Annotated in this window: 23 protein-coding genes, 1 tRNA gene and 2 other RNA genes; 14 read left to right on the forward strand and 12 right to left on the reverse strand. The window is 50.7% G+C overall.

Going from position 1 to position 25865, the window contains the following annotated elements; translation table 11 throughout:
* The 5 genes from BGE37_RS05020 (at position 1) to pnuC (ending at position 2466) form a co-directional block, all read left to right on the forward strand.
* Positions 1-76: transfer RNA gene (locus BGE37_RS05020), tRNA-Lys, on the forward strand.
* Positions 77-109: 33 nt separating this feature from the next.
* Positions 110-232, forward strand: a non-coding RNA gene (locus tag BGE37_RS05025) — RtT sRNA.
* Positions 233-262: 30 nt separating this feature from the next.
* Positions 263-388, forward strand: a non-coding RNA gene (locus BGE37_RS05030) — RtT sRNA.
* A gap of 277 nt (positions 389-665) precedes the next feature.
* Entirely contained in the window at positions 666-1709 is a 1044-nt protein-coding gene (nadA, locus tag BGE37_RS05035) for a quinolinate synthase NadA (protein WP_105277793.1), read from the forward strand.
* 37 nt (positions 1710-1746) lie between these two features.
* Positions 1747-2466 (forward strand): nicotinamide riboside transporter PnuC, encoded by a 720-nt coding sequence (gene pnuC / locus BGE37_RS05040; protein ID WP_032183721.1) that lies wholly within the window; start codon positions 1747-1749, stop codon positions 2464-2466.
* Here the strand turns inward: pnuC and zitB are convergent.
* Complete coding sequence (gene zitB / locus BGE37_RS05045; protein WP_105287825.1) at positions 2463-3404, reverse strand: CDF family zinc transporter ZitB; 942 nt, start codon at positions 3402-3404, stop codon at positions 2463-2465. The genes pnuC and zitB overlap by 4 nt on opposite strands.
* A gap of 113 nt (positions 3405-3517) precedes the next feature.
* A complete protein-coding gene (locus BGE37_RS05050) occupies positions 3518-3898 on the reverse strand; it encodes a YbgS-like family protein (protein WP_000784342.1) in 381 nt (126 codons plus the stop codon).
* Positions 3899-4213: 315 nt separating this feature from the next.
* On the opposite strand from BGE37_RS05050, the gene aroG reads away from it, so the two are divergent.
* Positions 4214-5266 carry a 3-deoxy-7-phosphoheptulonate synthase AroG gene (gene aroG / locus BGE37_RS05060; RefSeq protein ID WP_089575663.1) on the forward strand — a complete coding sequence of 351 codons (1053 nt, stop codon included), beginning with the start codon at positions 4214-4216 and terminating at the stop codon, positions 5264-5266.
* A 157-nt stretch (positions 5267-5423) separates the two neighbouring features.
* Here the strand turns inward: aroG and gpmA are convergent, their stop codons facing one another.
* The 7 genes from gpmA to modE form a co-directional block, all read right to left on the reverse strand.
* On the reverse strand, positions 5424-6176 hold the full coding sequence (gene gpmA, locus BGE37_RS05065; protein WP_001295305.1) for a 2,3-diphosphoglycerate-dependent phosphoglycerate mutase: 753 nt from the start codon (positions 6174-6176) through the stop codon (positions 5424-5426).
* 202 nt (positions 6177-6378) lie between these two features.
* On the reverse strand, positions 6379-7419 hold the full coding sequence (gene galM, locus BGE37_RS05070) for a galactose-1-epimerase (RefSeq protein ID WP_088541601.1): 1041 nt from the start codon (positions 7417-7419) through the stop codon (positions 6379-6381).
* On the reverse strand, positions 7413-8561 hold the full coding sequence (galK, locus tag BGE37_RS05075; RefSeq protein ID WP_000053408.1) for a galactokinase: 1149 nt from the start codon (positions 8559-8561) through the stop codon (positions 7413-7415). Before galK ends, galM begins: the two co-directional genes overlap by 7 nt.
* Before the next feature lie 3 nt (positions 8562-8564).
* The gene (galT, locus tag BGE37_RS05080) at positions 8565-9611 is read right to left on the reverse strand and encodes a galactose-1-phosphate uridylyltransferase (protein ID WP_000191512.1); all 1047 of its coding nucleotides are present in this window, start codon (positions 9609-9611) and stop codon (positions 8565-8567) included.
* A gap of 9 nt (positions 9612-9620) precedes the next feature.
* Positions 9621-10637, reverse strand: coding sequence for a UDP-glucose 4-epimerase GalE (galE, locus tag BGE37_RS05085; RefSeq protein WP_001265443.1), 1017 nt, complete (start codon positions 10635-10637; stop codon positions 9621-9623).
* A 262-nt stretch (positions 10638-10899) separates the two neighbouring features.
* A complete protein-coding gene (gene modF, locus BGE37_RS05090) occupies positions 10900-12372 on the reverse strand; it encodes a molybdate ABC transporter ATP-binding protein ModF (protein WP_105287826.1) in 1473 nt (490 codons plus the stop codon).
* Between the two features lie 67 nt (positions 12373-12439).
* Entirely contained in the window at positions 12440-13228 is a 789-nt protein-coding gene (gene modE / locus BGE37_RS05095; protein ID WP_001147432.1) for a molybdenum-dependent transcriptional regulator, read from the reverse strand.
* 128 nt (positions 13229-13356) lie between these two features.
* Between modE and acrZ the strand changes: the two genes are divergently transcribed.
* The 4 genes from acrZ to modC all read left to right on the forward strand — a co-directional run bounded on the left by acrZ (position 13357) and on the right by modC (position 16195).
* A complete protein-coding gene (gene acrZ, locus BGE37_RS05100; RefSeq protein ID WP_000891515.1) occupies positions 13357-13506 on the forward strand; it encodes a multidrug efflux pump accessory protein AcrZ in 150 nt (49 codons plus the stop codon).
* Positions 13507-13671: 165 nt separating this feature from the next.
* Positions 13672-14445: a molybdate ABC transporter substrate-binding protein gene (gene modA, locus BGE37_RS05110; protein WP_105287827.1), complete on the forward strand. Its 774-nt coding sequence runs from the start codon at positions 13672-13674 to the stop codon at positions 14443-14445.
* Positions 14445-15134, forward strand: a complete 690-nt coding sequence (modB, locus tag BGE37_RS05115; RefSeq protein ID WP_000604034.1) for a molybdate ABC transporter permease subunit — start codon at positions 14445-14447, stop codon at positions 15132-15134. The genes modA and modB overlap by 1 nt, the downstream gene beginning before the upstream one ends.
* 2 nt (positions 15135-15136) lie before the next feature.
* Entirely contained in the window at positions 15137-16195 is a 1059-nt protein-coding gene (gene modC, locus BGE37_RS05120; protein WP_105287828.1) for a molybdenum ABC transporter ATP-binding protein ModC, read from the forward strand.
* Here the strand turns inward: modC and ybhA are convergent, their stop codons facing one another.
* Entirely contained in the window at positions 16196-17014 is an 819-nt protein-coding gene (gene ybhA, locus BGE37_RS05125) for a bifunctional pyridoxal phosphate/fructose-1,6-bisphosphate phosphatase (protein WP_032302725.1), read from the reverse strand.
* 154 nt (positions 17015-17168) lie between these two features.
* Here ybhA and pgl point away from each other — a divergent pair, with 154 nt between their 5' ends.
* The gene (gene pgl / locus BGE37_RS05130) at positions 17169-18164 is read left to right on the forward strand and encodes a 6-phosphogluconolactonase (protein WP_000815429.1); all 996 of its coding nucleotides are present in this window, start codon (positions 17169-17171) and stop codon (positions 18162-18164) included.
* Positions 18165-18204: 40 nt separating this feature from the next.
* Here the strand turns inward: pgl and BGE37_RS05135 are convergent, their stop codons facing one another.
* Entirely contained in the window at positions 18205-19158 is a 954-nt protein-coding gene (locus BGE37_RS05135) for a LysR family transcriptional regulator (protein ID WP_105287829.1), read from the reverse strand.
* 183 nt (positions 19159-19341) lie between these two features.
* Between BGE37_RS05135 and BGE37_RS05140 the strand changes: the two genes are divergently transcribed.
* The 3 genes from BGE37_RS05140 to BGE37_RS05150 all read left to right on the forward strand — a co-directional run bounded on the left by BGE37_RS05140 (position 19342) and on the right by BGE37_RS05150 (position 24346).
* A complete protein-coding gene (locus tag BGE37_RS05140) occupies positions 19342-20394 on the forward strand; it encodes a 4-oxalomesaconate tautomerase (RefSeq protein ID WP_105287830.1) in 1053 nt (350 codons plus the stop codon).
* Positions 20395-20468: 74 nt separating this feature from the next.
* Positions 20469-21902 carry an anion permease gene (locus BGE37_RS05145; RefSeq protein ID WP_001036488.1) on the forward strand — a complete coding sequence of 478 codons (1434 nt, stop codon included), beginning with the start codon at positions 20469-20471 and terminating at the stop codon, positions 21900-21902.
* A gap of 182 nt (positions 21903-22084) precedes the next feature.
* On the forward strand, positions 22085-24346 hold the full coding sequence (locus BGE37_RS05150; protein WP_105287831.1) for a hydratase: 2262 nt from the start codon (positions 22085-22087) through the stop codon (positions 24344-24346).
* Between the two features lie 232 nt (positions 24347-24578).
* Here the strand turns inward: BGE37_RS05150 and BGE37_RS05155 are convergent, their stop codons facing one another.
* Positions 24579-25862, reverse strand: coding sequence for a putative acyl-CoA thioester hydrolase (locus BGE37_RS05155; protein ID WP_039021614.1), 1284 nt, complete (start codon positions 25860-25862; stop codon positions 24579-24581).
* Positions 25863-25865 lie beyond the last annotated feature (3 nt).

Genomic DNA, 25865 nt, shown 5'->3' on the forward strand with positions numbered 1-25865 from the left:
GGGTCGTTAGCTCAGTTGGTAGAGCAGTTGACTTTTAATCAATTGGTCGCAGGTTCGAATCCTGCACGACCCACCAATGTAAAAAAGCGCCCTAAAGGCGCTTTTTTGCTATCTGCGATATTCAAAGATTCGAACCTGCTGCAGGTTCGAGTAGAGCGCAGCGAAACAACGGAGCCGCTTGCGGCGACGGCCCGAAGGGCGAGCGAAGTGAGTCATCCTGCACGACCCACCAATGTAAAAAAGCGCCCTAAAGGCGCTTTTTTGCTATCTGGGATATTCAAAGATTCGAACCTGCAGCAGGTTCGAGTTGAGCGCAGCGAAACAACGGAGCCGCTCGCGGCGACGGCCCGAAGGGCGAGCGAAGTGAGTCATCCTGCACGACCCACCAATGTAAAAAAGCGCCCTAAAGGCGCTTTTTTGCTATTCAGGCATCTCTCAATTTCAATTCTTGACCCTGATGACATACTCCGCGCTTGCTGCGTAAACGACTCTACGTCGGAGGAATAAGACGCAAAGTGTGGCATTCGTCATCTCATACGTATTTCGAGTGACTTTTCCCCACCATTCGACTATCTTGTTTAGCATATAAAACAAATTATGCCGATAATAGCGAATATCACGCTTATGTCGGTTTTAATGTTAAGCCTGTAAAACGAGATGGTAAGATGAGCGTGATGTTTGATCCTGAAGCGGCGATTTATCCTTTCCCCCCGAAGCCGACGCCGTTAAGCATTGATGAAAAAGCGTATTACCGCGAGAAGATAAAACGTCTGCTAAAAGAACGTAATGCGGTGATGGTTGCCCACTACTATACCGATCCCGAAATTCAACAACTGGCAGAAGAAACCGGTGGCTGTATTTCTGATTCTCTGGAAATGGCGCGCTTCGGTGCAAAGCATCCCGCTTCTACGTTGTTAGTCGCTGGGGTGAGATTTATGGGAGAAACCGCCAAAATTCTCAGTCCGGAAAAAACAATTCTGATGCCGACACTTCAGGCTGAATGTTCACTGGATCTCGGCTGCCCTGTTGAAGAATTTAACGCATTTTGCGATGCCCATCCCGATCATACTGTCGTCGTCTACGCCAACACTTCTGCTGCGGTAAAAGCGCGGGCAGATTGGGTGGTAACTTCAAGCATTGCCGTCGAACTTATTGATCATCTGGATAGTTTGGGTGAAAAAATCATCTGGGCACCCGACAAACATCTGGGGCGTTACGTGCAAAAACAGACGGGCGCAGACATTTTATGCTGGCAGGGTGCCTGCATTGTGCATGATGAATTTAAGACTCAGGCGTTAACCCGCTTGCAAAAACAATACCCGGATGCTGCCATACTGGTGCATCCAGAATCACCGCAAGCTATTGTAGATATGGCGGATGCGGTCGGTTCCACCAGTCAACTGATCGCTGCTGCGAAAACATTGCCACATCAGCGACTTATCGTGGCAACCGATCGGGGTATTTTCTACAAAATGCAGCAGGCGGTGCCAGATAAAGAGTTACTGGAAGCACCAACCGCGGGTGAGGGCGCAACCTGCCGCAGCTGCGCGCATTGTCCGTGGATGGCCATGAATGGCCTTCAGGCCATCGCAGAGGCATTAGAACAGGAAGGAAGCAATCACGAGGTTCATGTTGAGGAAAAGCTGCGAGAGAAGGCGCTGGTGCCGCTCAATCGTATGCTGGATTTTGCGGCTACACTACGTGGATAACTAATAATAAGGCGTCACGTTACGCTTTGGGGGAAAGATGGATTTTTTTAGTGTGCAGAATATCCTGGTACATATACCAATAGGAGCAGGCGGTTATGATCTCTCATGGATCGAAGCGGTAGGCACGATCGCCGGGTTGCTGTGTATTGGCCTTGCCAGTCTGGAGAAGATCAGCAACTACTTCTTTGGCCTGATCAACGTCACCTTGTTTGGCATTATTTTCTTTCAGATTCAGCTGTATGCCAGCCTGCTATTACAGGTGTTTTTCTTTGCCGCGAATATTTACGGTTGGTATGCGTGGTCGCGACAAACCAGTCAGAACGAGGCGGAGTTGAAAATTCGCTGGTTGCCATTGCCGAAGGCGCTCAGCTGGTTGGCGGTTTGCGTTGTTTCGGTTGGTCTGATGACGGTATTTATCAATCCGGTGTTTGCATTTTTGACCCGCGTGGCAGTCATGATCATGCAAGCATTAGGATTACAGGTTGCGATGCCTGAACTGCAACCGGACGCTTTCCCGTTCTGGGATTCCTGCATGATGGTGTTATCTATCGTGGCAATGATTCTGATGACGCGTAAGTATGTGGAAAACTGGCTATTGTGGGTGATTATTAACGTGATTAGCGTCGTTATTTTTGCACTTCAGGGCGTTTACGCCATGTCTCTGGAGTACATCATCCTGACCTTTATTGCCCTCAACGGCAGCCGGATGTGGATCAACAGCGCACGCGAAAGAGGTTCACGCGCGCTGTCCCATTAATGATGATGATGTGAATGGCCAGACACCCCTTCATTCAGGTGGCAGTCTGGCCCATGACAAGGTTGATATTCCATCTGGATGGTGGCGTGTGCAATCTGATAGTGATCCATCAGATAATGTTGGATCTGATCCAACAACGCGTCGTGATCGTGTGGCGGGATCACCTGTACATGCAGTGTCATCACTGGCTTTTCACCCACCATCCAAACATGCACATGGTGCACATTGCGGACTTCCGGGATTTCCCGGCACATACGACGCTTCAGTTCGGCGATATCCAGCGATACCGGTGCACCTTCAAGTAATTCATTCACGCTATCTTTCAACAGTCGCCACGCGCTACGCAGAACCAGAAGCGACACCAGTATTGAGAGAATGGGGTCAGCAGGTGTCCAGCCGGTCCAGATAATAATCAACGCGGCAATAATAGCTCCAACCGAACCCAGAAGGTCCCCGAGGACATGCAGTGCCGCTGCGCGCACGTTGAGGTTTTTCTCTTCGCTGCCGTGATGAAGTAACCAGAAAGAAAGTATATTTGCCAGTAGCCCAGCCACGGCAATTGCCATCATCATGTCGCCCTCGACCGGACGCGGCGTGCGGAAGCGTTCTATCGCCTCCCAGACAATCAAAATAGTAATCACCACCAGGGCGATGGCATTCACAAACGCCGCGAGCGTGGTCAATCTTAGCCAACCGAAAGTGTGGCGAATGGTGGGAGGACGACGGGAGAATTGCACTGCGAGTAGGGCGAAAAGCAGGGCGGCAGTATCGGTCAACATATGACCCGCATCGGCCAGCAATGCCAGAGAACCGGAAAGAAAACCACCAATGACTTCTACGAGCATAAACCCGGCAGTCACGCCGAAAGCATACAACAAGCGACGAGCATTATTATCTTCTGGCAGGTGTGAGGAAGTGTGTGAGTGTGAGTGCGCCATGACGAGTCATCCCTTAATTATTCTCACTTAACTTTATGACATCATACTGCTTTTAGAAGGGAAAAATTAAAAGGGAGAGACTCCGCTCTCCCATTATTGGCTATTTCGCAGGCTTACTGCGTGGTACCGTCGGTTTTGGTATCGACATCATTGTTGATGCCATCACCGGTTTGGACTTTTTTATTGATATCCGGGCAGCGACCATCTTTGCACATGGTGTTCTTGTGCTCTTCATCTTTGGTCATGCCGTCATTGTTCATTGAAGAACCATCCGGATGCAGCATTGTGCCGCCAGAACCGGTATTTACCCCGTTATTGTCGACGTTATTTGGCGCGACATTTTCACGGGCATCAGGGGCTACCTGGCCCGCATCAGCTGCGGCGTTTGCTTGGCCGTTATTGCTTTGCGCTCCGCTATCGGCAGCCAGTGCGGCACCGCTGGCAAGGCTTAGAGTGGCAGTCAAAAATAGTGTGGCCAGTTTTGTCATTTTCATAGGATGCTCCTGTTATGGTCGTTATGTCGGATAACCTCTTCCAACAGTGCATTTGCAGGTGAATATAAGGCAATGGTTTAAGATTTCAGCCAGGCAAAGATACCCAGCAGAGAATCTTGAAATAATTAACAAACAAAGGAGTTACAGTTAGAAATTGTAGGAGAGATCTCGTTTTTCGCGACAATCTGGCGTTTTTCTTGCTAATTCCAGGATTAATCCGTTCATAGTGTAAAACCCCGTTTACACATTCTGACGGAAGATATAGATTGGAAGTATTGCATTCACTAAGATAAGTATGGCAACACTGGAACAGACATGAATTATCAGAACGACGATTTACGAATCAAAGAAATCAAAGAGTTACTTCCTCCTGTCGCATTGCTGGAAAAATTCCCTGCTACTGAAAATGCCGCGAATACGGTTGCCCATGCCCGAAAAGCGATCCATAAGATCCTGAAAGGTAATGATGATCGCCTGTTGGTGGTGATTGGTCCGTGTTCTATTCATGATCCCGTCGCGGCTAAAGAGTATGCCACTCGCTTGCTGGCGCTGCGTGAAGAGCTGCAAGATGAGCTGGAAATCGTGATGCGCGTCTATTTTGAAAAGCCGCGTACCACGGTGGGCTGGAAAGGGCTGATTAACGATCCGCATATGGATAACAGCTTCCAGATCAACGACGGTCTGCGTATTGCCCGTAAATTGCTGCTTGATATTAACGACAGCGGTTTGCCAGCAGCGGGTGAATTTCTCGATATGATCACCCCACAATATCTCGCGGACCTGATGAGTTGGGGGGCAATTGGCGCACGTACTACGGAATCGCAGGTGCACCGCGAACTGGCGTCTGGTCTTTCTTGTCCGGTCGGCTTCAAAAATGGCACCGACGGTACGATTAAAGTGGCTATCGATGCCATTAATGCCGCCGGTGCGCCGCACTGCTTCCTGTCCGTAACGAAATGGGGGCATTCGGCGATTGTGAATACCAGCGGTAACGGCGATTGCCATATCATTCTGCGCGGTGGTAAAGAGCCTAACTACAGCGCGAAGCACGTTGCTGAAGTGAAAGAAGGGCTGAACAAAGCAGGCCTGCCAGCACAGGTGATGATCGATTTCAGCCATGCTAACTCGTCGAAACAATTCAAAAAGCAGATGGATGTTTGTGCTGACGTTTGCCAGCAGATTGCCGGTGGCGAAAAGGCCATTATTGGCGTGATGGTGGAAAGCCATCTGGTGGAAGGCAATCAGAGCCTCGAGAGTGGGGAACCGCTGGCCTATGGCAAGAGCATCACCGATGCCTGCATTGGCTGGGAAGATACCGATGCTCTGTTACGTCAACTGGCGAATGCAGTAAAAGCGCGTCGCGGGTAAAGTTTAATTGTCGGATGCGCCGTCACAGTGGTTATCCGATGAATCACCGTAGGCCTGATAAGACGCGCAGCGTCGCATCAGGCAATGTGCTCCATTGTTAGCAACAAAAAAGCCGACTCACTTGCAGTCGGCTTTCTCATTTTTAAGCGAATGACGTTTACTTCGCTTTACCCTGGTTAGCAACGGCCGCTGCTTTCGCCGCGATCTCGTCAGCATTACCCAGATAATAGCGTTTCAGCGGTTTGAAATTCTCGTCGAATTCATAAACCAGTGGCACGCCAGTCGGGATATTCAGCTCAAGAATCTCTTCTTCGCTCATATTATCGAGATATTTCACCAGCGCACGTAACGAGTTACCGTGTGCGGCGATGATCACGCGCTCACCGCTCTTCATTCGCGGCAGAATAGTTTCATTCCAGTAAGGGATCACGCGGTCAATGGTCAGCGCCAGGCTTTCCGTCAGTGGCAGCTCTTTCTCGCTCAGCTTCGCGTAACGTGGATCGTGGCCCGGATAACGCTCATCATCTTTAGTCAGTTCCGGCGGAGTTACCGCAAAACCACGACGCCACTGTTTCACCTGCTCGTCGCCATACTTTTCAGCAGTTTCCGCTTTGTTCAGACCCTGCAACGCACCGTAGTGACGTTCGTTCAGTTTCCAGGATTTCTCAACGGGCAGCCATGCCTGATCCAGTTCGTCCAGCACATTCCACAGGGTATGGATAGCGCGTTTCAGCACAGAGGTGTAAGCAAAATCAAAGCTGTAACCTTCCTCTTTCAGCAGCTTACCAGCTGCTTTTGCTTCGCTTACGCCTTTCTCAGACAGATCCACGTCGTACCAACCGGTGAAACGGTTTTCTTTGTTCCACTGACTTTCGCCATGACGAACCAGAACCAGCTTAGTTACAGCCATATACTTACTCCTCAAATCATCTTTTAATGATAATAATTCTCATTATATTGCCGTGACGAAGCAACAGCAATGCTTACGCATAACCATAGCGAAAATAGTGTCGCAGTGTAAGGTTGTTGTGAATATTGAGTTGCAAATATGTCGGTGTTTGCTGGTGATTTGAACAATATGAGGATAAAGCCCTCATGACGAGGGCTTAACATTACTCAGCAATAAACTGATATTCCGTCAGGCTGGAATACTCTTCGCCAGGACGCAGGAAACAGTCCGGTTGCGGCCATTCAGGGTGGTTCGGGCTGTCCGGCAGAAACTCGCTTTCCAACGCCAGCCCTTGCCAGTCGGCGTAAGGTTCGGTTCCCCGCGACGGTGTGCCGCCGAGGAAGTTGCCGGAGTAGAATTGCAGAGCCGGAGCGGTGGTGTAGACCTTCAGCTGCAATTTTTCATCTGCTGACCAGACATGCGCCGCCACTTTCTTGCCATCGCCTTTGGCCTGTAACAAGAACGCATGATCGTAACCTTTCACTTTGCGCTGTTCGTCGTCGGCAAGAAACTCACTGGCGATGATTTTGGCGCTGCGGAAATCAAAAGATGTTCCGGCGACAGATTTCAGACCGTCGTGCGGAATACCGGCTTCATCAACCGGCAGATATTCGTCCGCCAGAATCTGCAACTTGTGATTGCGCACGTCAGACTGCTCGCCGTCGAGGTTGAAATAGACGTGATTAGTCATATTCACCGGGCAAGGTTTATCAACTGTGGCGCGATAAGTAATGGAGATACGGTTATCGTCGGTCAGACGATACTGCACTGTCGCGCCGAGATTCCCCGGAAAGCCTTGATCGCCGTCTTCTGAACTCAGGGCAAATAGCACCTGACGATCGTTCTGATTTACAATCTGCCAGCGACGTTTGTCGAACCCTTCCGGGCCGCCGTGCAGCTGGTTAACGCCCTGACTTGGCGAAAGCGTCACGGTTTCACCGTCAAAGGTATAACGGCTATTGGCGATGCGGTTGGCATAACGACCAATAGAGGCCCCCAGAAACGCGGCCTGATCCTGATAGCATTCCGGGCTGGCGCAGCCAAGCAGCGCCTCGCGGACGCTGCCATCGGAAAGCGGAATACGGGCGGAAAGTAAAGTCGCACCCCAGTCCATCAGCGTGACTACCATCCCTGCGTTGTTCCGCAAAGTTAACAGTCGGTACGGCTGACCATCGGGTGCCAGTGCGGGAGTTTCGTTCAGCACTGTCCTGCTCCTTGTGATGGTTTACAAACGTAAAAAGTCTCTTTAATACCTGTTTTTGCTTCATATTGTTCAGCGACAGCCTGCTGTACGGCAGGCACCAGCTCTTCCGGGATCAGTGCGACGATACAGCCGCCAAATCCGCCGCCAGTCATGCGTACGCCACCTTTGTCGCCAATCACAGCTTTGACGATTTCTACCAGAGTGTCAATTTGCGGCACGGTGATTTCGAAATCATCGCGCATAGAAGCATGAGACTCCGCCATCAACTCGCCCATACGTTTCAGGTCGCCTTGCTCCAGTGCGCTGGCTGCTTCAACGGTACGGGCGTTTTCAGTCAGGATATGACGCACGCGTTTCGCCACGATCGGGTCCAGTTCATGTGCAACAGCGTTGAACTCCTCAATAGTGACATCGCGCAGGGCTGGCTGCTGGAAGAAACGCGCGCCGGTTTCGCACTGTTCACGACGGGTGTTGTATTCGCTGCCAACCAGGGTACGTTTGAAGTTACTGTTGATGATGACGACAGCCACACCTTTCGGCATGGAAACCGCTTTGGTGCCCAGTGAGCGGCAATCGATCAGCAAGGCATGATCTTTTTTGCCGAGCGCGGAAATCAGCTGATCCATGATCCCACAGTTACAGCCAACAAACTGGTTTTCTGCTTCCTGGCCGTTAAGTGCGATTTGTGCGCCGTCCAGCGGCAGATGATAAAGTTGCTGCAATACGGTTCCGACCGCGACTTCCAGTGAAGCGGAAGAACTTAACCCTGCACCCTGCGGCACATTGCCGCTGATCACCATGTCCACACCGCCAAAGTTGTTGTTACGCAGTTGCAGATGTTTCACTACGCCACGGACGTAGTTAGCCCATTGATAGTTTTCATGTGCGACAATAGGCGCATCAAGGGAAAACTCGTCAAGCTGATTTTCATAATCGGCTGCCATCACGCGAACTTTACGGTCATCGCGTGGTGCACAACTGATCACGGTTTGATAATCAATCGCGCAGGGCAGAACGAAACCGTCGTTGTAGTCGGTGTGTTCACCAATCAAATTCACGCGGCCAGGCGCCTGAATGGTGTGAGTGGCAGGGTAGCCAAATGCGTTGGCAAACAGAGATTGTGTTTTTTCTTTCAGACTCATTTCTTACACTCCGGATTCGCGAAAATGGATATCGCTGACTGCGCGCAAACGCTCTGCTGCCTGTTCTGCGGTCAGGTCTCGCTGGGTCTCTGCCAGCATTTCATAACCAACCATAAATTTACGTACGGTGGCGGAGCGTAACAGAGGCGGATAAAAGTGCGCGTGCAGCTGCCAGTGTTGATTCTCTTCGCCATTAAATGGCGCGCCGTGCCAGCCCATAGAGTAGGGGAAGGAGCACTGGAAGAGGTTGTCATAACGACTGGTCAGCTTTTTCAACGCCAGCGCCAAATCGCTGCGCTGGGCGTCGGTCAAATCGGTGATCCGCAAAACGTGGGCTTTGGGCAGCAGTAGCGTTTCGAACGGCCAGGCAGCCCAGTAAGGCACAACGGCTAACCAGTGTTCGGTTTCGACAACGGTACGGCTACCGTCTGCCAGCTCGCGCTGAACATAATCCACCAGCATTGGTGATTTCTGCCCGGCGAAATATTCTTTTTGCAGGCGGTCTTCGCGCTCAGCTTCGTTAGGCAGGAAGCTATTTGCCCAAATCTGTCCGTGCGGATGCGGGTTAGAGCAGCCCATCGCCGCGCCTTTGTTTTCAAAGACCTGCACCCACGGGTATGTTTTCCCCAGTTCTGCGGTTTGCTCCTGCCAGGTTTTGACGATTTCCGTCAATGCCGCAACGCTCAGTTCTGGCAGCGTTTTACTGTGATCCGGTGAAAAGCAGATCACCCGGCTGGTACCGCGCGCGCTCTGACAACGCATCAAAGGATCGTTGCTTTCTGGCGCATCTGGCGTGTCAGACATCAAGGCCGCAAAGTCATTAGTGAAAACGTAAGTCCCGGTGTAATCGGGGTTTTTATCGCCTGTCACCCGCACATTACCTGCGCAGAGGAAGCAATCTGGATCGTGCGCAGGTAACACCTGTTTGGCTGGCGTTTCCTGCGCCCCCTGCCAGGGGCGCTTAGCGCGGTGCGGTGAAACCAGAATCCATTGCCCGGTGAGCGGGTTGTAGCGGCGATGTGGATGATCAACGGGATTAAATTGCGTCATGGTCGTTCCTTAATCGGGATATCCCTGTGGATGGCGTGACTGCCAGTGCCAGGTGTCCTGCGCCATTTCATCGAGTGTGCGCGTTACGCGCCAGTTCAGTTCACGGTCGGCTTTGCTGGCGTCCGCCCAGTAGGCCGGAAGGTCGCCCTCGCGACGCGGTGCAAAATGATAATTAACCGGTTTGCCGCAGGCTTTGCTGAAGGCATTAACCACGTCCAGCACGCTGCTGCCCACGCCAGCGCCGAGGTTGTAGATGTGTACGCCTGGCTTGTTCGCCAGTTTTTCCATCGCCACGACGTGACCGTCCGCCAGATCCATTACGTGGATGTAATCGCGCACGCCAGTACCGTCTTCGGTCGGATAATCGTTACCAAAAATCGCCAGCGAGTCGCGACGGCCTACAGCAACCTGGGCGATGTATGGCATCAGGTTATTCGGAATACCTTGCGGATCTTCGCCCATATCGCCCGACGGATGCGCGCCAACCGGGTTGAAATAGCGCAGCAGGGCAATGCTCCAGTCCGGCTGGGCTTTTTGCAGATCGGTGAGGATCTGTTCCACCATCAGCTTGCTTTTGCCGTAAGGGCTTTGCGGTGTGCCGGTCGGGAAGCTTTCAACATATGGAATTTTGGGCTGATCGCCATAAACGGTGGCGGAGGAGCTAAAAATAAAGTTTTTGACGTTAGCGGCGCGCATGGCGCTAATCAGGCGCAGGGTGCCGTTGACATTGTTGTCGTAATATTCCAGCGGTTTTTGTACCGATTCGCCAACGGCTTTTAGCCCGGCGAAGTGGATCACGGTGTCGATAGCGTGATCGTGCAGGATCTCGGTCATCAACGCTTCGTTACGGATATCGCCTTCAACAAACGTTGGATGTTTGCCGCCTAAACGCTCGATAACAGGCAGTACGCTGCGCTTACTGTTACAGAGGTTATCAAGAATGATGACATCATGACCGTTTTGCAGTAATTGCACACAGGTATGACTTCCAATGTAACCGCTACCACCGGTAACCAGAACTCTCATAATTCGCTCCATTAGGCTTATGGTATGAAATAACCATAGCATAACAAAGATGCGAAAAGTGTGACATGGAATAAATTAGTGGAATCGTTTACACAAGAATTTAGCCGTTTTTTATGCGCGATTAAGTGATTATAAAACAGCGGCTTTATGAATGATTGCGCTTTTTATCTGAAAAAAAAGACGCGGTTTCATGCCTGGATGCGTCGAACTGTAGGCCGGAGAGGGCGCTTAGGCCGCCTCCGGTACAGTCAGCATTACCGACTCAGTTTATTTTTGTCAGCACATAGCGATAGAGTTCACCGTCCGGCACGAACTCAAGACGATGGGTAATACAGGCAGGCGCATCTTCGGCGTGGTGCGAAACAAACAACAATTGCGTTTCACCTTCGCTAATCAGCACATCAACAAACCGGCGGATAAGCTGGCGATTGAGCGGATCAAGCCCCTGTAGTGGTTCATCGAGAATAAGCAACGTCGGATGTTTCACCAGCGCGCGGACGATCAGCGCCAGACGTTGCTGTCCCCAGGAAAGACTATGGTAAGGCGCGTCAGCCGTGCGTTTATCAATGCCGAGAATATCCAGCCACTGCTGCACCAGTTTTTGCTGGCGATCTGAAACGGCCTGATAAATGCCAATCGAATCAAAATAGCCAGAAAGGATCACATTACGCACGGTAGTGCTGACCCGGTAATCCAGATGCAAACTACTGCTGACGTAACCGATATGCTTTTTGATGTCCCAGATGGTTTCGCCGCTGCCGCGACGTCGGCCGAAAAGTGTTAAATCGTTGCTGTAACCTTGCGGATGATCGCCTGTAATCAGGCTTAATAGCGTCGATTTTCCCGCGCCATTTGGCCCGACAATTTGCCAGTGTTCGCCTGGATTCACCTGCCAGCTAAGGTTATTAAGAATGGGGCGATCGTTATAAGAAACCACGCCATTGTTCAGCACAATGCGCGGTTCGTTGGCGGGTAAGGCGTGACGTGCTGAAGGTACATCCGGCTCCGGCAGTTGTACACCTTCTAGCCGCTCGCTATGCGCCAGTTGCGCGACAAGTGCCTGTTGCAGCAGTTCCTCTTTAGCACCAGTTTCCGCTAACGTGCAATCCGCCAGCACGCCAGCAAACTGGACAAATTCCGGGATCTCATCGAAGCGATTGAGCACCAGTACCAGGGTAATACCGGACTGATGTAACGAGGCGAGTCGCTCAGCCAGCTGCTGACGTGAGGCAACATCCAGGCCATCGAACGGCTCATCAAGAATCAACAAGTCTGGCTCCGACATCAGCGCCTGACACAGCAGGGTTTTTCGCGTCTCGCCAGTGGAAAGGTATTTAAAGCGTCGGTCGAGAAGGGCGGTAATGCCGAACTGCTGCGCCAACTGCGCACAACGCTGTGCATCCTTAATTTCATCCTGAATGATTTCAGCCGTAGTGCGTCCGGTGTCATCTTCGCCAGGGCCGAGCATATCGGTGTTATTCCGTTGCCATTCGTCGCTGACGAGCTTTTGCAATTGCTCGAAGGAGAGACGAGTGATGTGGGAAAACTGACTTTGTCGTTCACCTTTCAAAAACGGAAGTTCCCCCGCCAGCGCGCGGGCCAGCGCCGACTTCCCGCTTCCATTCGAACCGACAAACGCCCAACTATCACCCGCGTTTAACGTTAGCTGAGACAATTGCAGCGTTTTTGTGTCGCTAAGACGAAACGTGCCTTGCAAAATTTGCAACGATGACATTTTATATCCCATTTTTTGCAGCGATTACTGACAGGGATACGTGTTTCATAACAAATTGTCAACACGCTTAGCAAAGCGTAGCGATAATCACGCTGTCGGCGTTAAAGTAAGCCGTGGCATTCTGCCCTTGTTCAAGAGAAGCTGCTTCATTTATCGGCACCGTGGCGCACAGAGTTTGCCCGTCAGGTAACGCCATTAATACTTCGCACTGTTCTGCACCGCGCTCTATATGACGAATAATGCCCGGCAATTGGTTGTCGGCACCCTGGGCGACAGTGTCATCCTGAGTAATGTTCACCCACGGCGCTTTCAGCAGAATCAACACTTCTTTGCCTTCATCCAGTCCCAGACGTGCGCCACTTTGTGCGGTAATCGCGACTTTAAGGCGTGTTTTGCCATCGGCCAGTAAGACATCAACATGTTGTTGAATGTCATCATGATCGCGGGCGGTGATGGTGCCAAACCACTGGTTACGGGCACTGGTCTGCAGTGAAAAACGTGAGATCGCGGCCAGCAGGCTGTTCAGCGGCAAGGCGTCATCGTCACTTAACACATCAAAGGCTTTTTGCTGGATTTGCGCCAGTAAATCATAGAGCTGAATCAGTCGCTGACCATAGCGGGTCAGTACTGCGCCGCCGCCACCTTTACCGCCTGTTGCGCGCTCAACCAGAATATGCTCACTTAACTGATTCATCTCGTTAATGGCATCCCAGGCGCTTTTATAGCTGATACCGGCATCTTTCGCTCCCTGGCTAATGGAACCGGAAAGCGCAATGTGTTTTAGTAACGAAATGCGGCGCGGGTCGGCGAATAATTTTTGTTGGAGCTTAAGGGTGAGAAGGATTTCGGCCTGCATAACAATGTCCTGGCAAAAGTCTTATTGTGACGGAAAACGAACGCCACGCAAAGCTGACCGCACAAAAGGGGAGTGCTTTTCTGTGCTTAGCGGTTAGAATAGTCTCATGACTATATCTGGAGTTGACCATGTTAGAGTTATTAAAAAGTCTGGTATTCGCCGTAATCATGGTACCTGTCGTGATGGCCATCATCCTGGGTCTGATTTACGGTCTTGGTGAAGTATTCAACATCTTTTCTGGTGTTGGTAAAAAAGACCAGCCCGGACAAAATCATTGATTCTCTGAATGCCCGCTTAGTCGGGCATTTTCTTTTTCTCAACTTCCTGCTTTTCCTGCCGATATTTTTTTCATCAACCTCACAAAGGTTAGCAATAACTGCTGGGAAAATTCTGAACTTGCCGTTATATTGTCGCCTACATAACGTCACATTAAGGGGTTACCAATGGCTCGTAAATGGTTGAACTTGTTTGCCGGGGCGGCACTCTCTTTCGCTGCTGCTGGCAATGCACTGGCAGATGAAGGGAAAATCACGGTATTCGCCGCCGCATCACTGACTAACGCAATGCAGGACATTGCTACGCAGTATAAAAAAGAGAAAGACGTGGATGTGGTTTCTTCTTTCGCTTCGTCATCTACTCTCGCCCGTCAGATTGAAGCGGGAGCGCCTGCGGATCTGTTTATCTCTGCCGATCAGAAATGGATGGATTATGCAGTTAATAAAAAAGCGATCGATACAGCTTCGCGTCAGACTCTACTCGGTAATAGCCTGGTTGTTGTAGCACCGAAAGCCAGCGAGCAGAAAGATTTCTCCATTGACAGCAAAACCAACTGGACTTCGCTGCTGAATGGCGGTCGCCTGGCGGTTGGTGATCCGGAACATGTTCCCGCTGGCATTTATGCAAAAGAAGCACTGCAAAAACTGGGCGCATGGGATACGCTCTCCCCGAAACTGGCTCCGGCGGAAGATGTTCGTGGCGCGCTGGCGTTGGTCGAACGCAATGAAGCGCCGCTGGGCATTGTTTACGGTTCTGACGCAGTTGCCAGCAAAGGGGTAAAAGTGGTTGCCACCTTCCCGGAAGATTCACATAAAAAAGTGGAATATCCGGTTGCTGTTGTGGAAGGACATAACAATGCGACAGTAAAAGCATTTTATGATTATCTGAAGGGACCGCAGGCTGCGGAAATTTTTAAACGCTACGGATTTACAACCAAGTAATGATACTGACCGATCCAGAATGGCAGGCGGTTTTATTAAGCCTGAAAGTTTCTTCCCTGGCTGTGCTGTTTAGCCTGCCGTTTGGGATCTTTTTTGCCTGGTTACTGGTGCGTTGCACATTTCCGGGCAAAGCTCTGCTCGATAGCGTACTGCATCTACCGCTGGTGTTACCGCCCGTGGTCGTCGGTTACTTGTTATTAGTTTCGATGGGACGGCGCGGATTTATCGGTGAACGTCTGTATGACTGGTTTGGCATTACCTTCGCCTTTAGCTGGCGTGGTGCGGTTCTCGCTGCCGCCGTGATGTCGTTTCCGTTGATGGTGCGGGCAATTCGTCTGGCGCTGGAAGGGGTTGATGTCAAACTGGAACAGGCCGCAAGAACATTGGGGGCAGGGCGCTGGCGCGTGTTCTTTACTATCACGTTACCGCTGACCTTACCGGGAATTATCGTCGGTACGGTACTGGCATTCGCTCGTTCGCTTGGTGAGTTTGGGGCAACGATCACCTTTGTTTCTAACATTCCTGGCGAAACGCGAACCATTCCTTCAGCCATGTATACCCTGATCCAGACCCCCGGCGGGGAAAGTGGTGCGGCGAGACTGTGCATTATCTCTATTGCGCTGGCGATGATCTCCCTGTTGATTTCAGAATGGCTGGCCAGAATCAGCCGTGAACGGGCGGGGCGCTAATCATGTTGGAACTGAATTTTTCCCAGACGTTGGGCAACCATTGCCTGACCATTAATGAAACGCTGCCCGCCAATGGTATCACTGCTATCTTTGGCGTCTCTGGTGCCGGAAAAACCTCGCTGATTAATGCCATCAGTGGGCTGACACGTCCACAAAAAGGGCGGATTGTCCTCAATGGTCGGGTACTAAATGACGCCGAAAAAAGGATCTGCCTTTCGCCAGAAAAGCGTCGCGTTGGTTATGTGTTTCAGGATGCGCGGCTGTTTCCGCATTACAAAGTACGTGGAAATCTGCGCTACGGCATGGCGAAAAGCATGGTCGATCAGTTCGATAAGCTGGTGGCGCTTTTAGGCATTGAACCGTTGCTTGACCGTTTACCGGGCAGCCTGTCCGGAGGCGAAAAACAGCGTGTGGCGATTGGTCGGGCTTTGCTGACAGCACCGGAATTGCTGTTACTGGATGAACCGCTGGCATCATTGGATCTTCCGCGAAAACGCGAGCTATTGCCTTATCTGCAACGGTTGACGCGGGAAATCAACATTCCGATGCTCTATGTCAGTCATTCACTGGATGAGATCCTCCATCTGGCAGACCGAGTGATGGTACTGGAAAACGGCCAGGTGAAAGCGTTCGGTGCGCTGGAAGACGTCTGGGGCAGTAGCGTGATGAATCCATGGTTGCCGAAAGAGCAACAAAGCAGCATTCTGAAAGTAACGGTACTGGAACATCATCCGCATTACGCGATGACCGCACTGGCGCTGGGCGATCAGCATTTGTGGGTCAATAAGCTGGACGAACCGCTGCAAGCTGCGCTACGCATCCGCATTCAGGCTTCCGATGTCTCGCTGGTTTTACAACCGCCGCAGCAAACCAGCATTCGTAACGTATTGCGGGCAAAAGTTGTTAATAGTTATGACGACAACGGCCAGGTGGAAGTGGAACTGGAAGTCGGCGGTAAAACGCTGTGGGCGCGAATAAGCCCGTGGGCCAGGGATGAACTGGCGATCAAACCTGGCCTGTGGCTATACGCGCAAATTAAAAGTGTCTCGATAACCGCCTGATTAAATCAGGTGGTTATAAATGAACTGGGCAATGCTGTCGGTGGTGTTATCACCAATCACAATGTTGGCGCGCGCTTTTACTGCGTCATCAGCGTTGCCCATCGCCACGCCTGTACCAGCGGCTTCCAGCATACTGATATCATTAAAATTATCGCCGAATGCGACAACGTTTTCCATCGACCAGCCTTGCGCCTCAACCCATTTCGTCAGGCGTTTACCTTTGCTGTTACCACCGCGGGCAATATCAACCTGATCGTGCCAGGACCATTCACACTCCAGTCCCAATTCATGTTCAACATGCTTACCAAAATGCTGCAATTGCGGCAGGTCATCGTGTGTCAGGGCGAACTTCCATACTGCGTTAACTTCCTGCGCTGTCTCGGCCAGTGAAGCAACCTGGGTAAAGGTCGGACGCTGTTCCGGCGGCAGGGTTTGCGCCCAGTTAGACGTGCGAATGACATGCCCGGTCGGGTGCTCATAGACCATTGCATCATCCACATACATCAGACCGTGAATGTGGTGTTCATTCAGCATCTCAATGAGTTGCAGGGCTTTATTAACGGGCATTGGATCGGCTTCAAGCACTGTTTTTGCATGATAATCATACAAATAGGTGCCATTACAGCAAATAGCAGGTGTATCCAGCGCCAGCGCCTGATAAAAAGGATGAATAGCGACGTGATGGCGGCCCGTGACGATGATTAATTGATAACCTGCTTCGCGAGCGCGGGCCAGGGCTTCTATCGATGAAGGAAGCAAGGTTTTTTTCGGGGTCAATAAGGTGCCGTCTAAGTCGAGTGCAATCACGCGTGTGGTCATGGCGTATTCCAGATTAAGGTTAAGAATTTTCGTCTGCGCGAATGGTACACCGATACCACTATCGGACAAAATTCTGCGTTTTAATTCAGCATTCACCGCCAAAAGCGACTAATTTTAGCTGTTACAGTCAGTTGCTAAATGCAAAGGAGCATTCATGAAGCAAACAGTTTATATCGCCAGCCCTGAGAGCCAGCAAATTCACGTCTGGAACCTGAATCATGAAGGCGCACTGACGCTGACACAGGTTGTCGATGTGCCGGGGCAGGTGCAGCCGATGGTGGTCAGCCCGGACAAACGTTATCTCTATGTTGGTGTTCGCCCTGAGTTTCGCGTCCTGGCGTATCGTATCGCCCCGGACGATGGCGCACTGACCTTTGCCGCAGAGTCTGCGCTGCCGGGTAGCCCGACGCATATTTCCACCGATCACCAGGGGCAGTTTGTCTTTGTAGGTTCTTACAATGCGGGTAACGTGAGCGTAACGCGTCTGGAAGATGGCCTGCCAGTGGGCGTCGTCGATGTGGTCGAGGGGCTGGACGGTTGCCATTCTGCCAATATCTCACCGGATAACCGTACGCTGTGGGTTCCGGCATTAAAGCAGGATCGCATTTGCCTGTTTACGGTCAGCGATGATGGTCATCTGGTGGCGCAGGACCCTGCGGAAGTGACTACCGTTGAAGGGGCCGGCCCGCGTCATATGGTATTCCATCCAAACGAACAATATGCGTATTGTGTCAATGAGTTAAACAGCTCAGTGGATGTCTGGGAACTGAAAGATCCGCACGGCAATATCGAATGTGTCCAGACGCTGGATATGATGCCGGAAGACTTCTCCGATACCCGTTGGGCGGCTGATATTCATATCACCCCGGATGGTCGTCATTTATACGCCTGCGACCGTACCGCCAGCCTGATTACCGTTTTCAGCGTTTCGGAAGATGGCAGCGTGTTGAGTAAAGAAGGCTTCCAGCCAACGGAAACCCAGCCGCGCGGCTTCAATGTTGATCACAGCGGCAAGTATCTGATTGCCGCCGGGCAAAAATCTCACCACATCTCAGTTTACGAAATTGTCGGCGAGCAGGGTCTACTGCATGAAAAAGGCCGTTATGCGGTCGGGCAGGGGCCAATGTGGGTAGTGGTGAACGCACACTAACCGCTGATTCACCCGGCGCAGTATCTCCTGCGCCGGAGTATTACCCCATTTCCTGTAACGCATGTCTTTGGCGTTCGACGATATTGGTCCACAAGTTGTCTTTATCGTCAGTCCACAAATTAATCAGCAAGGCAAAAAAGCGTTCTGCTGCCGGAGAAAGCACGGCATCTTTGCGGCGAATAATCCCCAATGTCCGACGTATAACCGGTTCCACCAGCGGGATACCAATAATCGAAGAATAGGGTGCATGGGGCATTGCCAGACCAGGAAGCGCCGAAATCCCCAGTCCCGCCTCCACCAGTCCTAATGACGTCGAAAGATGACGCACTTCGTAAAACCAGTCCAGCTTCCAGGGCTTGTCGGCCAGCTGTTGTTCTATCAAAAGTCGGTTGCCGCTGGAGGAGCGTACGCCAATCATTTTGTAACCTACTAACTCCTGCCATTCTACAAGCTGCTTTTTGGCCAATGGATGGTCACGCCGACAGGCCAGCACAAACGGCTCGTTGACCAGTGGGGTAAAATCAATGGATGAATTTGTGACGTTGTTCATGTTTATGCCAAAGTCTGATTCGTTACACAGCACCGATTCCATGCAATTATTCGTGCCTTGTTCCAGAATCCGCACTTTAATATTGGGATACAGCTCATTAAATTTACCGATTGCCAGTGGTAAAAAATAAAATACTGCGGTCGGAATACACGCTAACGTCACCATACCACGATGATAAGCATTCATATCACGAATATTAAAAAGCGTTTCATCGAATTTCTTTATTAATTCCCGCGCCTCCGGGAGCAACCTTTTTCCTGCTTTTGTTAACATAACCTTGCGAGTTGTACGCTCAAATAGTTGAATATGTAAATCCTCTTCCATTTTTTTTATTCTTCGCGTTAATGCAGGTTGCGTAATATTGAGTAATTTAGCAGCATTGTTAAATGAACTGGACTCTGCCAGTATGACAAATGCCTTCATACTTGATAATTCATGCTTCATTATTACTCCGAAAAATGGATGCGACGATTTTGGATGACAGGCCGTTAAAAATTTTAACTGCATTTAGCCAACTTAAATTAATGAAAAAATGTTATTAATCGTTGAGCTAAAGTCATTAGAGATGCTTTGCCCTTAATGTAACCATATCGCAATAAGTTATGTTTTTAAATTGAGGGCATTATTATGAAAAAAATACCCTGCGTGATGATGCGAGGTGGAACCTCGAGGGGCGCGTTCCTGTTAGCGGAACATCTACCCGAAGATCAAACGCAGCGCGATAAAATATTGATGGCAATTATGGGTTCCGGTAACGATCTGGAAATTGACGGTATTGGCGGCGGTAATCCACTGACCAGTAAAGTCGCCATAATTAGCCGTTCCAGCGATCCGCGTGCTGATGTCGATTATCTGTTTGCTCAAGTTATCGTCCATGAGCAACGTGTCGATACCACGCCTAACTGCGGCAATATGCTGTCTGGCGTTGGGGCATTTGCTATTGAAAATGGTTTGATTGCAGCGACTTCGCCAGTTACCCGCGTATGTATCCGCAACGTCAATACGGGTACGTTCATCGAAGCTGATGTGCAAACGCCAAATGGTGTTGTCGAGTACGAGGGTAACGCCAGAATTGACGGCGTACCGGGTACTGCCGCACCGGTTGCGCTCACTTTCCTGAATGCCGCCGGAACAAAAACCGGAAAAGTCTTCCCGACTGATAATCAGATTGATTATTTTGACGATGTTCCAGTGACCTGTATCGATATGGCGATGCCAGTCGTCATTATTCCGGCTGATTATTTGGGTAAAACAGGCTATGAATTACCGGCGGAACTGGATGCCGACAAAACATTATTAGCCCGCATTGAATCTATCCGCCTACAAGCGGGTAAAGCAATGGGCTTAGGTGATGTCAGTAATATGGTTATCCCTAAACCTGTGCTTATTTCTCCTGCGCAGAAAGGCGGGGCAATTAATGTGCGTTATTTTATGCCGCACTCCTGCCATCGTGCGCTGGCGATAACCGGTGCTATTGCCATTTCCAGTAGCTGTGCATTGGAAGGCACCGTCACCCGACAAATCGTCCCTTCTGTAGGATATGGCAATATCAATATTGAACATCCCAGTGGTGCGCTCGACGTTCATTTAAGCAATGAAGGTCAGGATGCCACAACCTTACGCGCATCTGTTATTCGGACGACCAGAAAAATATTTTCCGGTGAAGTTTATCTTCCCTGAAAAGGTCGTTGTCGTGATAAGGGCAATTAACAAAGGACTTCTGTATAAGTCATACAGAAAGAACAGGATTTTAAATGAATAAAAAATCGTTATGGAAGCTAATTCTGATATTAGCGATCCCATGTATTATTGGCTTTATGCCAGCTCCGGCAGGATTAAGCGAACTGGCGTGGGTGCTTTTTGGTATTTACCTGGCAGCAATCGTCGGGCTGGTTATCAAGCCTTTCCCGGAACCTGTCGTACTGTTAATTGCCGTTGCTGCCTCAATGGTGGTGGTCGGTAATTTATCCGATGGTGCATTTAAGACTACCGCCGTATTAAGCGGTTACTCTTCAGGTACCACCTGGCTGGTGTTCTCGGCGTTTACCTTAAGCGCCGCATTTGTGACCACAGGGTTAGGTAAACGTATTGCCTATTTATTGATTGGCAAAATTGGTAGCACTACCCTGGGGCTGGGTTACGTTACGGTATTCCTCGATCTGGTACTGGCTCCGGCAACACCGTCTAACACCGCGCGTGCGGGCGGCATTGTGTTACCGATCATCAACAGCGTGGCGGTGGCTTTGGGGTCAGAACCTGAAAAAAGCCCACGTCGTGTTGGACATTACCTGATGATGTCCATTTACATGGTCACTAAAACCACCAGCTATATGTTCTTTACCGCAATGGCGGGGAACATTCTGGCGCTGAAAATGATCAATGATATTCTGCACCTACAAATTAGTTGGGGTGGATGGGCGCTGGCTGCTGGATTGCCGGGCATCATTATGCTGCTGGTCACTCCGCTGGTGATTTACACCATGTATCCGCCAGAAATTAAGAAAGTGGATAACAAAACCATCGCCAAAGCGGGCCTTGCTGAACTGGGGCCGATGAAAATCCGCGAAAAAATGCTGCTCGGTGTCTTTGTGCTGGCGCTGTTGGGCTGGATTTTCAGTAAAACGCTCGGGGTAGATGAATCCACTGTGGCAATCGTTGTTATGGCGACCATGCTGCTGCTGGGGATCGTTACCTGGGAAGACGTGGTGAAAAATAAAGGCGGCTGGAATACCTTAATCTGGTACGGCGGTATTATCGGCTTAAGCTCCTTATTATCGAAAGTTAAATTCTTCGAATGGTTAGCTGAAGTCTTTAAAAATAACCTGGCATTTGACGGCCATGGTAACGTAGCTTTCTTCGTTATTATTTTCCTTAGCATCATCGTGCGTTATTTCTTTGCTTCCGGTAGTGCCTATATCGTTGCCATGTTACCGGTATTTGCCATGCTGGCGAACGTCTCCGGCGCACCGTTAATGTTAACTGCGCTGGCGCTGCTTTTCTCCAACTCCTATGGCGGCATGGTTACTCACTATGGCGGTGCGGCAGGTCCGGTCATCTTCGGCGTAGGCTATAACGATATTAAATCCTGGTGGTTGGTCGGTGCGGTACTGACGATATTAACCTTCCTGGTACATATCACCCTCGGCGTGTGGTGGTGGAATATGCTGATCGGCTGGAACATGCTGTAAATATACTCGTCATACTTCAAGTTGCATGTGCTGCGTCTGCGTTCGCTCACCCCAGTCACTTACTTATGTAAGCTCCTGGGGATTCACTCGCTTGCCGCCTTCCTGCAACTCGAATTATTTAGAGTATATCCATTTATTATCTTTCTGCGCACTTAACGGTGCGCAGATATCTGGAGCATTTGATGATCAAGTTATCTGAAAAAGGCGTGTTTCTCGCCAGTAATAACGAAATAATTGCCGAAGAACATTTCAGCGGCGAAATTAAAAAAGAAGAAGCCAAAAAAGGCACTATTGCCTGGTCTATTCTCTCTTCTCATAATACGTCCGGAAATATGGACAAACTTAAAATTAAGTTTGATTCATTAGCCTCTCACGATATTACCTTTGTTGGTATTGTACAGACCGCTAAAGCGTCCGGTATGGAACGTTTCCCGCTGCCGTATGTGCTGACCAACTGCCATAACTCACTCTGCGCCGTCGGCGGCACCATTAACGGTGATGACCATGTTTTTGGTTTATCGGCAGCGCAGCGTTATGGCGGTATTTTTGTGCCTCCACATATTGCGGTCATCCATCAATATATGCGTGAGATGATGGCAGGAGGCGGCAAAATGATCCTCGGGTCAGACAGCCACACCCGTTACGGTGCATTAGGGACAATGGCAGTCGGTGAGGGTGGCGGTGAGTTGGTAAAACAGCTGCTTAATGACACCTGGGATATCGACTATCCGGGAGTTGTTGCGGTGCATTTGACCGGAAAACCTGCGCCGTATGTGGGGCCGCAGGATGTGGCGCTGGCTATCATTGGTGCCGTGTTCAAAAACGGCTACGTCAAAAACAAAGTGATGGAATTCGTAGGTCCCGGTGTTGCGGCGCTCTCTACCGATTTCCGTAACAGCGTTGACGTTATGACCACTGAAACGACCTGTTTAAGTTCTGTCTGGCAAACTGATGAAGAAGTCCATAACTGGCTGGCGCTGCACGGTCGCGGCCAGGATTATTGTCAGCTTAACCCTCAACCGATGGCGTACTACGATGGCTGCATCAGCGTTGATTTGAGTGCCATCAAACCAATGATTGCGCTGCCGTTCCACCCGAGCAACGTGTATGAAATCGACATGCTGAACCAGAACCTGACTGACATTCTGCGTGAGATTGAAATTGAGTCCGAGCGCGTGGCGCACGGGAAAGCCAAACTCTCATTGCTGGATAAAGTCGAAAATGGTCGCCTGAAAGTGCAGCAGGGGATTATCGCGGGCTGTTCTGGCGGTAACTATGAAAACGTTATCGCTGCAGCTAATGCGCTGCGCGGTCAATCCTGTGGCAATGACACCTTCTCGCTGGCGGTTTATCCATCATCACAGCCGGTGTTTATGGATTTAGCCAAAAAAGGCGTGGTAGCAGATTTGATTGGCGCAGGCGCAATCATCAGAACCGCGTTCTGCGGCCCATGCTTTGGCGCGGGCGACACGCCAATCAACAACGGTTTGAGTATTCGCCACACCACGCGTAACTTCCCGAATCGCGAAGGCTCTAAGCCAGCCAACGGTCAGATGTCAGCGGTGGCGTTGATGGATGCCCGTTCTATCGCTGCAACAGCCGCAAACGGTGGTTATTTAACCTCTGCAAGTGAATTGGACTGCTGGGACATCGTGCCGGAGTATGCCTTCGATGTCACGCCGTATAAAAATCGCGTCTATCAGGGCTTTGTGAAAGGGGCGACCCAGCAATCGCTGATCTACGGACCGAACATCAAAGACTGGCCGGAATTGGGGGCGCTGACTGACAATATCGTCCTCAAAGTGTGCTCGAAGATCCTCGACGAAGTGACCACCACCGACGAATTGATTCCTTCCGGTGAAACCTCTTCTTATCGTTCAAATCCGATTGGTTTGGCGGAGTTTACCCTGTTACGCCGTGATCCGGGCTATGTTGGCAGAAGTAAAGCGACTGCCGAGCTGGAAAATCAGCGTCTGGCGGGCAATGTCAGCGAGCTGACAGAGGTGTTTGCGCGCATTAAGCAGATTGCTGGTCAGGAGCATATTGATCCGCTGCAAACTGAAATTGGCAGCATGGTCTATGCGGTGAAACCAGGCGATGGTTCTGCGCGTGAGCAGGCGGCGAGTTGCCAGCGTGTGATTGGCGGTCTGGCGAATATTGCCGAGGAATACGCGACTAAACGCTACCGTTCTAACGTCATCAACTGGGGGATGTTACCGCTGCAAATGGCGGAAGCACCGAACTTTGAAGTGGGCGATTACATTTACATCCCTGGCATTAAAGCGGCGCTGGATAATCCGGGGACGACGTTTAAAGGTTATGTGATCCATGAAGATGCGCCGGTAACAGAGATTACGCTCTATATGGAAAGTCTGACTGCTGAAGAGCGCGAGATTATCAAGGCGGGTAGTTTGATTAACTTCAATAAAAACCGTCAGATGTAAAAAGCGCCATGTGAATGTAGGTCGCATCCGGCACTTATTGTCGGATGCGATGCTGACGCATCTTATCCGACCTACGAATCGCATCGAACCGTAGGCCGGATAAGGCGTTTACGCCGCATCCGGCACTTATTGTCGGATGCGATGCTGACGTATCTTATCTGACCTACGAATCGCATCGAACTGTAGGCCGGATAAGGCGTTTACGCCGCATCCGGCAAAAAGTTAATCGCTTTTACTTCTTCGCCTCTGCAACCACTTTGCTACCCACGCCGCGGTTATTGTATTCCCACATGCGGTTGTAGTTAGTGTCATTCAGATTACGCTGTACTTCGTCGTTATCATCAACGTTGCCAGTATTACCCGCAAACGGACGATTGGAAATCACCGCATCGGCCCACGGTTTAGCCGTGTTAAAACCTTCGTTGATGGCGCTATCACGGATCACCACCTGACCGTTGGTATTGGCATCAACATCCAGCGAGCGGCCCAGTTGCGCCACGCCATCACCGGAAGCATTGAAGCGGCTGTTTACGGCGAGGAAACCGTAATAGATGTTAGACAGCGTAGCCGGTGCAAACACATACGCTTCTTGCTGGGTACGGGAGTTCACCACGCGGAATTCGGTATTATCGAACACCACTGCGCCGCGACCAGAAACGATATCCACATCCCCTTCAATATAGCTATTCGTCACCAGCGTACGTGGTTGACGATTGGTTTCCAGACGGTTCTGTACACCGCTGTTGGTCACAAAGAAGGTATTCTGACGACCGAGAATGTTGACGTTGTTGATCTGCACTTTATCGCCATCAGTACGCAGTGCCACCGCCGGATGGTTACCCGCATCTACGCTATCACCCAGCGTGTTTTCGATGGTCAGGTTTTGCAGTTGCAGGCCATTGTTTTGTGACCAGAAGACCGCAGAGCAGAGAACGCCGATACTGTCGCTGCGTTTGCTCTGGCAGCTATCGTACATATACCATGCCGGTTTACCGGGCATGTATTTGCCGCGCGGATTGACATCGTGACGCCAGTCGGCAGGGCTCATGCCCCCATCAAGGGAAAGCCCAATCTTCACATCAATCGGTTTTTCACCTGTACCATAAACGGTAATTCCACCCGGAGCGGCAGGGACATACACCGTTCCCTGATATTCACCAGGCATCACGGCAATATACTGGCGCTTATTGGTACGCTTGATAATTGCCGCATCTACCGCCGCCTGAATCGTGGTATGCGTTACACCCGGAGTACCCGCCGGACCGACAACAAAGTCAGGTTGTGCAGGCAGAGTAATCGGGGAAGGATTCCACGCTGCAGCACCTGGCGTCAGGGACGCAAAATAGTGTTGAGCATCGAAATTCTGCGCTTCTTTTGCCGACAGAATCGGGCGAGAAGAGGTACCAGGCGCGGTTTGATCAGAAGGACGTTGATCGGGCGGTGTTGAGCTACAGGCGGTCAGCGTCACGCCAAAAGCCAATGCCAGCGCCAGACGGGAAACTGAAAATGTGTTCACAGG

The organism is Escherichia sp. MOD1-EC6300 (assembly GCF_002965045.1).
GTDB classification, from domain to species: Bacteria; Pseudomonadota; Gammaproteobacteria; order Enterobacterales; family Enterobacteriaceae; genus Escherichia; species Escherichia coli_F.